The organism is Paramylibacter kogurei, assembly GCF_002742285.1.
GTDB classification, from domain to species: domain Bacteria; phylum Pseudomonadota; class Alphaproteobacteria; order Rhodobacterales; family Rhodobacteraceae; genus Amylibacter; species Amylibacter kogurei.
In genome coordinates this window covers 938,980-953,217 of the sequence record NZ_MDGM01000012.1, presented here as the reverse complement: position 1 = coordinate 953,217, position 14,238 = coordinate 938,980, and the positions used below count along the sequence as shown (strand labels likewise).

The 14,238-nt window shown below is 48.1% G+C and carries 12 protein-coding genes; 4 read left to right on the top strand and 8 right to left on the bottom strand.

From position 1 onward, the window contains the following. Positions 1-134 precede the first annotated feature (134 nt). Positions 135-962: a DUF481 domain-containing protein gene (locus BFP76_RS10125; protein WP_099593304.1), complete on the top strand. Its 828-nt coding sequence runs from the start codon at positions 135-137 to the stop codon at positions 960-962. Positions 963-1,010: 48 nt separating this feature from the next. Here BFP76_RS10125 and xdhC read toward each other — a convergent pair whose 3' ends face one another. From xdhC to puuE, 7 genes are all read right to left on the bottom strand, one after another. Further along, complete coding sequence (gene xdhC, locus BFP76_RS10120; protein ID WP_099593302.1) at positions 1,011-1,943, bottom strand: xanthine dehydrogenase accessory protein XdhC; 933 nt, start codon at positions 1,941-1,943, stop codon at positions 1,011-1,013. After that, positions 1,933-4,224, bottom strand: coding sequence for a xanthine dehydrogenase molybdopterin binding subunit (gene xdhB / locus BFP76_RS10115; protein ID WP_099593300.1), 2,292 nt, complete (start codon positions 4,222-4,224; stop codon positions 1,933-1,935). Before xdhB ends, xdhC begins: the two co-directional genes overlap by 11 nt. Further along, positions 4,221-5,582, bottom strand: coding sequence for a xanthine dehydrogenase small subunit (gene xdhA, locus BFP76_RS10110; RefSeq protein ID WP_099593298.1), 1,362 nt, complete (start codon positions 5,580-5,582; stop codon positions 4,221-4,223). Before xdhA ends, xdhB begins: the two co-directional genes overlap by 4 nt. Before the next feature lie 171 nt (positions 5,583-5,753). Next, positions 5,754-7,103: a uracil-xanthine permease family protein gene (locus BFP76_RS10100; protein WP_099593295.1), complete on the bottom strand. Its 1,350-nt coding sequence runs from the start codon at positions 7,101-7,103 to the stop codon at positions 5,754-5,756. A gap of 147 nt (positions 7,104-7,250) precedes the next feature. Continuing rightward, positions 7,251-7,730: an ureidoglycolate lyase gene (locus BFP76_RS10095; RefSeq protein ID WP_099593293.1), complete on the bottom strand. Its 480-nt coding sequence runs from the start codon at positions 7,728-7,730 to the stop codon at positions 7,251-7,253. Then, entirely contained in the window at positions 7,727-8,560 is an 834-nt protein-coding gene (locus tag BFP76_RS10090; protein ID WP_099593292.1) for a bifunctional allantoicase/(S)-ureidoglycine aminohydrolase, read from the bottom strand. Before BFP76_RS10090 ends, BFP76_RS10095 begins: the two co-directional genes overlap by 4 nt. Continuing rightward, positions 8,557-9,975, bottom strand: a complete 1,419-nt coding sequence (gene puuE, locus BFP76_RS10085) for an allantoinase PuuE (RefSeq protein WP_099593290.1) — start codon at positions 9,973-9,975, stop codon at positions 8,557-8,559. The genes BFP76_RS10090 and puuE overlap by 4 nt, the downstream gene beginning before the upstream one ends. A gap of 149 nt (positions 9,976-10,124) precedes the next feature. Between puuE and uraH the strand changes: the two genes are divergently transcribed. Genes uraH through BFP76_RS10070 form a run of 3 tightly spaced genes read left to right on the top strand, consistent with a single transcriptional unit; the run spans position 10,125 to position 12,736 of the window. Further along, complete coding sequence (gene uraH, locus BFP76_RS10080; RefSeq protein WP_099593288.1) at positions 10,125-10,484, top strand: hydroxyisourate hydrolase; 360 nt, start codon at positions 10,125-10,127, stop codon at positions 10,482-10,484. Between the two features lie 3 nt (positions 10,485-10,487). Beyond that, on the top strand, positions 10,488-11,708 hold the full coding sequence (locus BFP76_RS10075) for a urate hydroxylase PuuD (RefSeq protein WP_099593286.1): 1,221 nt from the start codon (positions 10,488-10,490) through the stop codon (positions 11,706-11,708). Positions 11,709-11,710: 2 nt separating this feature from the next. Continuing rightward, positions 11,711-12,736, top strand: a complete 1,026-nt coding sequence (locus tag BFP76_RS10070) for a glycosyltransferase family 32 protein (protein WP_099593284.1) — start codon at positions 11,711-11,713, stop codon at positions 12,734-12,736. Here BFP76_RS10070 and BFP76_RS10065 read toward each other — a convergent pair. Further along, entirely contained in the window at positions 12,733-14,079 is a 1,347-nt protein-coding gene (locus BFP76_RS10065; protein ID WP_099593282.1) for an 8-oxoguanine deaminase, read from the bottom strand. The two genes, BFP76_RS10070 and BFP76_RS10065, sit on opposite strands and share 4 nt — an antisense overlap. Positions 14,080-14,238: the final 159 nt, after the last annotated feature.

Below are 14,238 nucleotides of genomic sequence, written 5' to 3'. Positions count from 1 at the left end.
ATCATAAGTCAAACTCGTTTAAAGCATGATTATTTTGAATTTTACTTATTTCATAACAATTCCTAAATACCGTTTCAGCAGAAATGCTCTTGGGTCATTCGGCCCTTGTTCTTTATTTGGGAAAGGATACCCACATGAAAAATGCAGTAAAATTCGCTACAGCCTCCGCAGTGGCACTTGTTCTGTCGGTACCTACTTTCGCGCAAGACGCGCTGACAGGCGTAGAAGGCTTGGACGATCGTATCGATGACATCACAGATGCTGTGAATGACAACATCGAGCGTTCTGATGACGACGAACGTTATTCAACATTGGGCGTTGCACAAGGTTGGACAGGTTCTGTTGCACTATCTGCTTCACAAGACGCAGGTAACAGCAGCTCTTCTGATTTGTCTTTGGCGGGTCGTGCAACTTTGGGCGTTGGTGATTGGAGCCACAGCTTTGGTTTTGCCGCTGAATATTTGGATAGCGACGAAGCAAACGCGACAACTGATTTGTATGGTACATACGAAGGTAGCCGCTATTTCACACCAAAACTGTATGCATTCGGTACAGCACGCGGTGAATTGAACGAAGCGTCTGAAAACCGTATTGATGCATTCGCAGGTGTTGGTCTTGGTTATCGTATCGTTAACTCTCCAAACCACACATGGCGTGTACAAGCAGGCCCAGGCATGCGTTACATCGAAGATCAAGCCAAAGTTTCAACATCAGAAGCAGGCTTTATCGCGTCTTCACGTTATTACTATGCGATCACAGACACTGTATCGTTGACCAATGACACAGACGTTTTGGGTTCAAGCACAAACACAGTTGCAACCAACGATTTGGGCGTAAACTTCAAAGTGTCAAACAAATTGACCACACGCGTAAGCTATCGCACAGAGCACAACTCTGACGCGGGTGATCTTTTGAAATCAACCGACAGCACACTTGGTCTTGCGGTTGTAATGGGCTTCTAATTTAGCCACCCCTCGTTTGAAACGGGGCAGAGAAATCTGCCCCGTTTTTCATATAGCCACCGCCGTTTTGGCGGTTTTGTTTTGTGATGTGATCAACATTTGCGCAATCCCAATTGCGATTGCTGCCGGCTCTTTGCCCAGATTTGGATCCCCGATGGGGCAGATCAGTTTATCAATGTCACTTGTCGAATGTCCCAATTGCGCCAAACGTTTGCAAAAACGTGTGCGTTTTGTTTTTGATCCGATCACCCCCACAGATTGATGAGGAATGTTCAAAATTTGATGGCACAATTCCAAATCAAATGCATGACTATAGGTCATAATTAAATGCACAGCACTTTTAGGTGCGTGTTTCGCGACCATTGCAGGATTGCTTGCAATTAATGGCGTTACACCCTTTGCAATTTGATCGGGAAACCGATCCTTTGCGGTATCTACCCATGTGATATCAAACGCCAATTCATGCAATACATTAACCAACGCACGCCCAACATGACCCGCACCATATAACCACAGCGGTTGTTTGATTTGTTTCATCGGTTCGATCAGCCAACCATCACGATATATCGTATTTGGCTGCATCGATTGATTGCGGATATTGGCAAGTATGCGTTTTACATCCAGTGACATATCATTTGTGGCAATGGCACGGGCAAAAACAATGTCATTCTCTGGCAGGTTTTCGAGACTAAACCGTTCAAACACCAATGTCACAGCGCCACCACAACATTGGGCAAGCGCGGGGCCTAATGGAATTTTTACGGCCCTTTTATCCCCACCATCGGCAAGCATTTCACGCGCAATTTCTGTGCCGTGCAATTCCAATGCCCCGCCGCCGATTGTGCCAATTTGGCGATCACGCGTTACAATCATGGACGTACCCGTGGCGCGTGGAACCGACCCGTGATCTGTGGCGATGACCACGCGCACGATGTCACCGTTTTGGATCAATTGCGCAATGTGTTCGCGATCAAAATGCATCTGTACCATCCGCGTTGCGATACACCGCACGCAACAATTCCTCTGGCGTGGCGGGTGCGTTTAGGTTGGGGTAAATATCAGATGCCCCTGCATACCCAACCGCATGTGACAGCGCATGAAACGCAGAAATGCCCAACATGAATGGCGGTTCGCCAACGGCCTTGGATCGATAAATCGTATCCTCGGCATTTTCATTATCAAACAATTCCACATTGAAAACGCGTGGGCGATCAGAACACGCTGGGATTTTATAGGTACTTGGCGCATGGGTGCGCAAATTGCCCTTATCATCCCAAACCAATTCTTCGGTGGTAAGCCACCCCGCCCCTTGGACATAGCCGCCTTCGATCTGTCCGATATCAATGGCCGGGTTCAGTGAAGCACCAACATCATGCAAGATATCCGTGCGTAAAATCCGATTTTCACCGGTAAGTGTATCAACAACAACCTCTGTCACCGCCGCGCCATATGCGAAATAGAAAAACGGACGGCCCCTTCCCGCCATGCGATCCCATTTGATTTTGGGCGTGGCATAAAACCCCGTGGCCGATAATGAAATGCGGTTTTGATAGGCAAGACTTGCCGCATCTGCAAATGTCATTTCATGTGATCCCGCACGCACCATCCCATCCACAAATTCAACCGCTGCATCGGTTTCAAAATGAATCGCAAAAAACGCAGCGATCCGCCCTTTGAGCGTATGACACGCATCTCGCACCGCCATTCCGTTCAAATCCGATCCAGACGATGCAGCCGTTGCCGATGTATTTGGCACCTTGGCCGTGTCAGACGCCGTGATTTTGATCATATCAAGCGGTAGGCCAAATTCATGTGCTGCGACCTGCGCAACCTTGGTAAACAGACCCTGCCCCATTTCGGTGCCACCATGATTAAGATGCACCGATCCATCGGCATAGATATGCACCAAAGCGCCCGCTTGGTTTAGATGAGTTAAGGTAAAGCTGATCCCGAATTTTACGGGGGTTAGCGCGATGCCGCGTTTTAAAATCGCATCTGGATTTGCGCGGTTTTCGGATTCAATTGCCAAACGGCGATTGGCATAATCTGATGCTTTCGCCAATTGATCCACCAACGGTGCAATCACGCTATCCTCTATCGTCATATGGTATGGCGTGGTTTGCCCGTTTTCATAAAAATTGGCGCGGCGAATTTCCAATGGATCACGCCCCAGATAATGGGCGACCTCATCAATCACGCGTTCAATCGCCACAACACCCTGTGGCCCACCAAACCCACGATATGCGGTGGCGCTTTGCGTGTTGGTTTTCAATCGGTGTGATATAATTTTCGCGTGTGGCAAATGATACGCATTGTCCGAATGCAACATCGCGCGATCGGCCACGGGTAATGATAAATCCTGCGCCCAGCCACAGCGCACGAAATGTTCCATCATCACCGATTGCAATGTTCCATCATCATCAAAACCAACCTGATAATTGATGCGAAAATCGTGGCGTTTGCCAGTGATCATCATATCGTCATCGCGATCATATCGCATTTTACAGGGGCGATTGGTTATCCGCGCCGCAACGGCACAGGCACAGGCCAGCGCGTTTGCTTGGCTTTCCTTGCCGCCAAATCCACCACCCATCCGTCGCGTTTCAACCCGCACGGCATTGAATGGCAATCCAAGGCTTTCGGCAACTTTATGTTGAACCTCTGTCGGGTGCTGTGTTGAACTATGCACCAGCATATCACCGTTTTCTTGGGGCAATGCCGATGCGGCCTGCCCTTCTAGGTAAAAATGTTCTTGGCCACCAATTTCAATGCTTCCTGAAATTTGATGTGGCGCAGATTTCATTGCAGAATCTGGCTCGCCCTTCAAAAACCGAATGGGATCTTCAAATTTGCTATCCGCCGCGATGGCTTGATCAATGGTGAGGATTGCTGGAAGTGGTTGAATTTCAACCTTACCCATTCGCGCGGCCTTTCGCGCGTTTAAATGTGTATCGGCGATAACCAAAAATATTGGCTGGCCAATATAATGCACCGTGCCATTTGCCAACATTGGTTCATCATGCACGGACGGCGATACATCGTTTGATGCGGGTAAATCATCCGCCGTGATGACCGCAACAACACCATCTGCGGAACGCACAGCGTCTAAGTCCATCGCTGTGATTTTACCATGCGCAACATCGGACAATCCAAATGCCAGTGACAGCGCATTTTTGGGCATCGGAATATCATCAATATATCGCGCTGCCCCCGTCACATGTAATGGGGCGGCATCATGTGGGGTTGGTTTCATATGGTTCATGATGAAACCTCCAAAACGCACGGTTGATCGGTGGTATCCTCGATAAAATAGCGCAATAACATATTTTGTGCCGCTTTCATGCGATACTCAGCGGATGCGCGCATGTCGTCCATGGGCGTGTAATCATTGGGGAAAAGTTGCATTGCCATTTCAACATTTTCACGTGTCCATGGTTTGCCGATTAACGCGGCCTCTACCCCATCGGCGCGTTTGGGGGTTCCCGCCATGCCGCCAAATGCGATGGCACAACATTCCACGGTCCCGTTTTTGACAAAAATATTGAAACAGCCACAGACCGCAGAGATATCCTGATCAAACCGTTTCGACAGTTTGTAACATTTTAGACGATCATCTTGTTTTGGAATGAATATGCTTTCAACAAATTCGCCTGTTTTGCGATCCTGTTTGCCGTATTCAACAAAGAAATCTTGTAACAAGATTTCGCGCCGTTCATCGCCACGGCGTAACGTTAGCGTTGCACCAAGCGCGATCAATGCGGGCGGTCCATCGCCAATGGGTGATCCATTTGCAATATTGCCACCAATCGTTGCTGCGTTTCGAATTTGCACAGATGCATAACGGCGCAACATTTCGGCGAAATCGGGATAAATATCCGCCACCGCATCACGCAGCGCGGTTATTGTGACCCCCGCGCCGATGTGTAAACCATCATCACGATGTTCAATTTTCGCCAAATCGGGGATCTGTGACAGGAAACAAACCTGTTCCAAATCGCGCAACGATTTTGTCACCCACAGCCCAACATCCGTCGCACCACCCACCAAGGTGGCGTCTGGGTTTTTTAGATACCACGCTGCCAATTCATTGCTAGTTGTCGGGCCTGTAGGTTTTGCAAATTTCGAAACGCCGTCTTGATCCGCTGCAATCCAATCAGGGCGCGGTGCATTTTCAACCGCTTCTGCGGCGCGAATGATCGGTGCGTAGCCTGTGCAACGGCACAAGTTCCCCGCCAGTTGGTTATCGTGATCAGTGGCGCCATTGGCATGCGCAGATACCATCGACATCACAAACCCAGGTGTGCAAAACCCGCATTGTGAACCGTGATGTTCAACCATTGCCGATTGCACAGGATGCATATCGGATTGCGTTCCCACACCTTCGACGGTGCGCAATGCTTTGCCGTGGAGTTGTGGTAAAAACAGAATACATGCGTTCAATGATTTACTGCCATCAGCATCTGTCACCATCACGGTGCAAGCGCCGCAGTCACCTTCGTTACAGCCCTCTTTCGTGCCGTGCAAACCCTTGGTTTCGCGCAACCAATCAAGCAGCGTGACCGTTGGATTATCAACGCTGACATTCTGGGTTTCCCCATTCAGAAGAAACGCAATTTCCATGGTAAATATCCGCCACCGTCTCTGCCGTTTGGCCAATCTGCGATCCCCCGATGTGGCGTAAAGGGATGGCGTGCCATTGACACCAGATAATCAGGTTTGTGTTTCAAGATCAACAAAAACAAAAAAGGCCGCACCAAATAGAGGCGCGGCCAATAAGTTGATTTCGTTTGATTAACCAATATCTTCTGGCAAAACCAAATTTAGAACAATCGCGATAAATGCCGCTGGCAACAGACCAGATGTCATCAAAATTTTCGCAGTATTGCCCAAGAATGCCATTGCATCAGGCACCTGTTGCAGGCCAAGCCCAACAGACAGAGCAACCGCAAAGATCACCATATTGCGACGGTTCCAATTCACATCAGACAACATTGATGCACCCGCGGCGGCGACCATGCCAAACATCACAATCACACCGCCACCCAGAACTTGGATTGGTACGGAATTGATGACTGCGCCGATTTTTGGGATCAAGCCACAGATGATCAAGAATATCGCACCGATGGTGACAACATGGCGGCTCATCACACCTGTCATTGCGATCAAACCGACGTTTTGGCTAAACGATGTATTTGGCAACCCGCCAAATATGCCGCCAATTGCGGTGCCCAAACCATCTGCGAACGTTGCGCCTGTGACCTCTTCGTCGGTTGCTTCACGCCCTGCGCCACCTTTTGTAATTCCAGACACATCGCCCACGGTTTCAATCGCGGAAATAAATGCCATCAAACACATGCCAATAACAATCGCCCAGTTCACCCCAAACCCATATGCAAATGGTTTTGGCAATTGGAACCAGCCTGCACGACCAACGCCAGCAAGGCTGACATCGCCCATGACGAAGGCCACGATGTACCCTGCGATCAGGCCAACCAAAACGGCGGCCACAGATAACAATCCACGTGCAAAGAATTTCAACGCCAAGGTCACGATGATAACCACGCCCGCTTGGAACCAATTGGAAACGCCACCCCATGTGGGTTTGCCACGATTAAAATCACCAGCTCCACCCGCTGCATATTCAATGCCAACCTTGATCAATGCCAGACCGATCATCAAAACGATCAACCCTGTCACCAATGGCGGCAATGCAAACCGAATGCGCCCGATGAAAAAGCCGATGCAAAAATGGAATAGCCCGCCAATCATCACACCAGACATTAAGCCCTGTAAACCAGCGGTTCCCGCGCCGATCATGGCGGGGATCATCACAGGCAGGAATGCAAAACTGGTTCCTTGAACAATTGGCAATCGTGCCCCAACGGGACCAATGCCAATGGTTTGGATCAATGTTGCGACGCCTGCGAATAACATCGACATTTGAATAAGATATATCAACGCTCCAACATCTGGTGATCCAAATCCAAACCCAGCAACACCCGCAATAATGATTGCTGGTGTCACGTTGGATACAAACATCGCCAAAACATGTTGAATGCCAAGTGGTATCGCCTTGCCCAATGCGGGCGTATAATTGGGATCGCGCAGCTGTTCTGGCGTCCCTATCGAAGTATCTGTCATTTTTTGTTCCCCGTTTCAAAATTACGCCATCTGTGGGCGCGTTAAATGCGTTAACCGCATACTGTGAATCAAGGTTTTGTGTATTTTTTGTAAAAATCAAGAAAAATCGACTAAATAAAGTAGCTGAAAAGATAGTCTGCCTTTAATTTAGGCGACAATTATTGGCGTTGGTAACGGATATTCTTGCAAATTATTCCCCGACCCAATGCGATCAATCACACAGAATAACCCAGGTTCATGAAGCGGTGTTAAAACGCCGTGCCATGTGTTGCGATGCAAATTTATACCCTGCCCAATGTCTGTGACAAAGGCATGTACATCGCTTGGCTTGCCGCCATCATCATGGGCAACAATCACCAAAAACGGATGTTGTGACATGGGAATGAATGCTTGGCTTCCGTGCGGGTGGCGCTCTAACAAATCAAGGGTATAGGGCAAGCTTCGCGGCTTTGCACTAAATAGGCTGATCCCTGCGCGCCCATCGGTGAAATCCATCTTTGCCAAATCATTGAACCGCTCACAGTTTCCCTGATTGATAATTTTTGGATCAACGCTACCGGTTTCGATCACATCGCCAAATGGTGCAAATGCGCGGCTGGTAAGTGGTTTGGTTTGTATCTTAATCATGATCGGCCAAAGGGTGCGAATTTGGGATGTCGATTGACATCTTTGTACAATAAATAGCGAAATGGTTCATCGCTTGTCGCAACACAGGCTTGTGGGCAAAATGCACGAAGCCACATGAAATCACCCGGCCCCACATCAACCCAATCTTGGTTTAACAAATACCGCGCAGTGCCTTGCAATACATAAAGCCCGTGTTCCATCACATGGGTTTCTTCAAACGGGATTAAACCACCGTTTTGAAAGGTAACAATATTAACATGCATATCATGGCGCAAATCATCGGGTTCTACAAATCGTGTGGTCGCCCAAACGCCGTCGCAATCGGGCATTTCACGCGGGGGTACGGTGTTTTCATTGGTGACAAATGGGGATGGCGTTTCGATCCCGTCAACATGTTCATAACGTTTACGCAGCCAGTGAAATGTTGCGGTATTGTTGCTTTGATTTAGCAATGACCAATCACACCCAGCGGGCAAATAGGCGTAACCACCCTTGCCCATGCTGTGTTTTTCACCATTGATCGTGACAATTATTTCACCATCAACGACGAATAAAACGGACTGTGCGGTTGGGTCTGTGTCTGGGATTTTGCTCCCGCCATTTGGGGAAACCTCAACAATATATTGCGTGAATGTTTCTGCAAATCCGCTTAAGGGGCGTGCAATAATCCATGCCCGTGTATGATCCCAATGCGGCAGATAACTTGTGACGATATCGCTATATGTTTCGGCGGGTATAAATGCGTATGCATCTGTGAAAACAGCGCGTCCTTTTAGCGGTGTTGATTGTGATGGCAAACCACCGCGCGGCACGTAATAGCTATTCGTCATGGCAGAATATCCGACAATCGGAGCAATGCAATTTTTTCAACTTGTTTGCACGCAGTATTAAATTCGACTTCGCGGGTGTTGTTGATGCGCGCTTTAAACGCGGTCAAAATATCCTCTTTGGTCAATCCTTTGACCGCGATGATGAATGGAAAGCCAAATTTACTGGTATAACTTGTGTTCAAATGGGTGAATTCCGCGTGCTCTTCCTTGGTCAAGGCATCAAGCCCCGCGCCCGCCTGTTCCGCCGTGGATTCCGCCGTTAATCGTTTTGCGGCGGCGAGTTTACCCGCCAAATCTGGATGTGCCTTTAACACATCAAGGCGTTCTTCGACGCTGGCCACACGGAATTTACGCGCCAATGCATTGTGCAATCCAATCGCGCTGTTATGTGCAGGGCCAAGTTCATCATCATACGCACGCTGTGCAATCCACGGGGAATGTTCGAATACCCCGCCAAATTTTTCGACAAAGCTGTCTTTGGTCATATGGATCGGTTCCAAGCCGCGCATTGGTGCGGGGTGATGTTTTTGCCAATGTTTGGCAATATCAATGCGCCGTGCAAACCAAACTTTGTCATGTGATTTCGCATATTCAACAAATCGTTTCAGCGCCTGAACACGCCCTGGGCGCCCGACAAGCCGACAATGTAATCCAATGGACATCATTTTGGGTGAACCCGCCGCGCCCTCTTCATAAAGCGCATCAAAACTGTCTTTAAGATAAGTATAAAACTGATCGCCTGTATTGAACCCTTGGGGTGTTGCAAAGCGCATGTCATTGGCATCCAATGTATATGGGATCACCAATTGTTCGCGATCACCGTGATGATACCAATATGGCAAATCATCGGCGTAACTGTCTGAAACATAATCAAATGATCCATCTTGGGTGATCAAATCAACGGTATTGACCGAACTGCGCCCGGTATACCATCCGCGCGGCGCATCGCCCGTCACTTCTGCATGTAATGCCTTGGCCGCATCGATATGTTCTCGTTCTTGATCTGGGGTATAATCCTTGTATTCCACCCATTTTAATCCGTGGCTGGCAATTTCCCAATTGGCGTCTTGCATCGCGGCAACCTGTTCTGGGGATCGCGCCAATGATGTAGCAACACCATAAACTGTAATTGGTATAGCCGCACTGGTGAACAAGCGATGAAGCCGCCAAAACCCAGCGCGCGCACCGTATTCATAAATGCTTTCCATGTTCCAATGGCGCTGGCCCTTCCATGCGGCGGCACCAACAATTTCAGACAAGAATGCTTCGGAGTCTTCATCCCCATGCAAAACACAATTTTCACCACCTTCTTCGTAGTTCAGCACAAACTGCACGGCAATATGCGCACCATTTGGCCATTCTACAACGGGTGCATTGGGTCCAAACCCACGCATATCACGTTGATATCGTTTCATTTTTCAGATCCTTACATTCTGCATTATGTGCCGTTTTCACAGACACCCGACAAGTTTCATCATTATGTCGCGAAATAATCAAGCCCGAAGGGGCTTTCTTTTTGTGTGATCTGCTGGCAGTGTTACCTTGTAATAACAAGAGTAAGACAATGCCCAAAGGTTACCTCACCACACATGTATTGGACACAGCCAGCGGTGCACCCGCTGCGGGTCTGGAAATCCAACTTTATCGTATCGATGGCGACACGGCACAGCATATCACAACGATGAAAACAAATGCCGATGGGCGCACAGACAGCCCGATTTTGCCAGCGGATGATTTTCAAACGGGGCAATATCGTTTGGATTTTCTGACGGGCTCCTATTTACGTGCCCAAAATGACAAATTAGCGGAACCATTGTTTTTGGACACAATCCCCATCAGTTTTGGAATGAATGATGCGGATGCACATTATCATGTCCCACTTTTGCTTTCGCCCTTTGGCTATTCAACTTATCGCGGGAGCTAACCCATGTATGATTTTGCAATTTTCATGGAATGGGCCGAATTTGCGGTGCGTTGGTTGCATGTGATTACGGCAATCGCGTGGATTGGTTCATCGTTTTATTTTATCGCCCTTGATTTAGGGTTACGCCAAACGCCCAACCTTCCCAAAGGTGCGCACGGCGAAGAATGGCAAGTGCACGGGGGTGGGTTTTATCACATCCAAAAATATCTGGTGGCACCCGAAACCATGCCAGAACATCTGACATGGTTTAAATGGGAAAGCTATGCAACATGGCTGTCTGGCTTTGCACTGTTGATATTGGTCTATTATTCGGGTGCCAATCTGTATCTGATCGATCCAAATGTTGCCGATATTTCTGTGCCTGTTGCGATATTGATTTCACTTGCATCATTGGTTGGTGTTTGGCTGGTTTACTCTGCACTGTGTAATTCAAAATTTGGCAGTGATAACAGGCGACTAATGATATTACTTTATGTCATTTTGGTTGCACTATCTTGGGGATATACCCAAATTTTCACAGGCCGCGCATCGCTGTTACATCTGGGCGCAATCACCGCCACAATCATGACCGCAAATGTGTTTTTGGTAATTATGCCCAACCAACGCATTGTTGTGGCCGATTTGATTGAGGGCCGCACACCCGATCCCAAATACGGGAAAATTGCTAAACAACGTTCAACGCATAATAACTATCTCACTCTACCCGTGATTTTTTTGATGTTGTCCAACCACTATCCATTGGCATTTGCGACCGAATACAACTGGATCATTGCAAGCTTGGTGTTTTTGATGGGCGTGACCATCCGCCATTATTTCAACAGCATCCACGCACGCAAAGGGAATCCGCATTGGACATGGATGGCGACGACCGCGCTGTTTTTAATCATCATGTGGTTATCCGTTGTTGGACAACCAAAAACAGAAGAGGCTAATTTAACCAGCGCACAGGAAAAATATATGGCCGCTGCTGGCTTTGATGGTGTGCATGATATTGTTATGGGGCGCTGTTCAATGTGCCACGCCGCCGAACCCGTTTACGAGGGTATTTTATGGGCACCAAAAGGCGTGGAATTGGAAACACCTGCTCAAATTGCCGCGCGTGCAAAAGATATCTATATCCAATCAGCGGTCAGCCACGCCATGCCCCCATCAAACCTTACCTTTATGGAAGATTCCGAACGGGTAAAAATCCGCGATTGGTTTAACAGCGTTTCGTATTACTAAACGTGGGACAGGCATTTTCCAAAACGCGCCTGAAAATTCTGCGTAAAATGGGTGCGTATGGGCGTATCGCAAAGGTTTTGGAAAAAACAGATTCAAATTATGCGGCGGGGTTTGTTTTTACCCTGCTTGACGACGTTTTATCTGCGCCTAAAAAACCAAATTTTGAACAGCTACGCGGATTGAAAAAGTTCTTGCATCAAAACCAACCGCTATTGTTTGATGCGATATTGGATCGTTTTCAAAACACCGCAACCACAGCGTTGACCACAATTATAAATGATCAACACATGCACCCGCTAACGCGGTTCGAGGCAATGGGATGGGCAAATCTGTATAATCATCGCCAAAGCGATTTATTAAAAAATACCTGCACATCAACACCAGAAATTGCACAATATTGGGATCAATCGCCACCCTCTCGAATAACTGAAGGCATGGGAAAATGGCGTGGGATTGGCAAATCGAATTACATTGCATTTGATGATACATCGGCATCGGAATTCATTCGGGAACATTTTGGAAATGATGCGGCCAGTGCATTTCACAAACTTTGGCACCCAGCCCTGAAATCAGATTTCATACGCCTGTATTATTTGGCAAAAATTGGTGGCGTTTATGTTGATGCAGATTCAGAACCACAGGCATCTTCGCATCGCTTTTGTGCTAACGATACCTGCGTAACACTATCCGCAAATAGCCACCTTGCAAATTGCACAACAATCAACGGGATCATGGCCGCACCCGCAGAGCATCCATTCATCCTTGGTTTTTTGGATCACGCGCAACGCAATTTGCACGACAAAAAAATTGAAAATATATTTTGGATCGCGGGTCCTGGTGCGCTCACGTTGTATCTTTATCAACATGGTGGTGATGTCGATGTTTTGCCACATGGTTTGTGCACGGCACAGGTTTTTAAACAATTTGATGCGGCGTATAAATATACCCCGCAAAACTGGCGTGTTTTCGAACATCAGCAACACCGCGATGATGCGGAAATCCTACCCCGATTGCTTGAACAGATTTAGGCCATCAATCGCGCCACACGTTTTTGAACGCGCTCAACGATCATGCGCTCTTCTTGGTTCACCAATTGGCCTTCTGCAACAACTGGTTTTCCCTCTACAAGCAAATCGCGCACGTTAAACGGCCCGTTTAAAACAAGTGCCGCCACAGGGTCCCATGCCCCAGCGGCTTGTAATCCGCTGACATCCCAAATGGCGATATCGGCGCGTTTGCCCACCTCGATCGAACCCAAATCATGTCGCCCTAATACCTGTGCGCCACCGCGTGTGGCGATTTCCAATGCTTCGCGTGCACGCATGGAATCCGCACCGTTTTTGACCCGCTGTAATAACATCGTTTGGCGTGCCTCTGTTAACAAATGCCCCGCATCACTGCTGGCGGAACCATCAACGCCAAGCGCAACCTTTACCCCCGCATCACGCATTTCACGCACCGGTGCAATACCCGATCCAAGACGGCAATTTGAACATGGGCAATGGGCGACGCCAGTTTTGGAACGCGCAAATAAATCAATTTCCCCAGCGTCCAGTTTCACACAATGTGCATGCCACACATGATCACCAGTCCAGCCAAGGTTTTCGGCATATTGCCCAGGACGACAGCCAAAATGCTCTAATGAATAGGCGATGTCTTCGTCATTTTCGGCTAAATGCGTGTGTAACATCACGCCCTTGTCCACGGCCATCTCTGCTGCGTCTTTCATCAAACCTTCGCTCACGGTAAATGGTGAACACGGGGCCAAACCAACGCGCAACATTGCGCCATCAGATGGATCGTGGAATGCATCCACAACGCGCAAGAAATCTTCTAATATTTTTGGTTCTTGTTCAACCAAGCTGTCAGGTGGTAATCCACCGTTGCTTTCGCCAACACTCATCGCACCGCGCGTTGGGTGAAACCGCACACCAATGGATCGCGCACCCTCGATTGCATGTTCCAGTTTCACATCATTTGGGAAAATATACTGATGATCGCTGCTCATTGAACAGCCAGACAATGCCAATTCACCAAGCCCAAGTTGCGCCGAAACATACATGTCTTCGCCCATCATGCGCCCAAAAATCGGATACAGGGTTTTCAACCAACCAAATAACAACGCATCCTGTCCCGCAGGCACTCCACGTACCAGTGATTGAAACAGGTGATGATGTGTATTCACCAAACCAGGTGTTACGACACAGCCCGTTGCATTTATCACCTGATCTACATCGGGCAAGTTTTCACCCACCCCCACAATCACACCGTTTTCAATTAAAATATCACAGGCCGCGATTTCTTGGCGATTGTCATTCATCGTAACAACAACATCCGCGTTTTTGATCAGTGTTTTGAGATGCTTAGCCATCGTTTCCCCTTGCCTGTTTGCGCTGTTTACGATGTGCCAGTGGCGTTCAATTTACAAGTACGAATTTATAATCAAGCTGCACATACAATGAAATACATGAACATCAGTTTTGCATTTCCTGAATGCTTCACATTTTCCTTTGCCAGATTGCCAGATTGA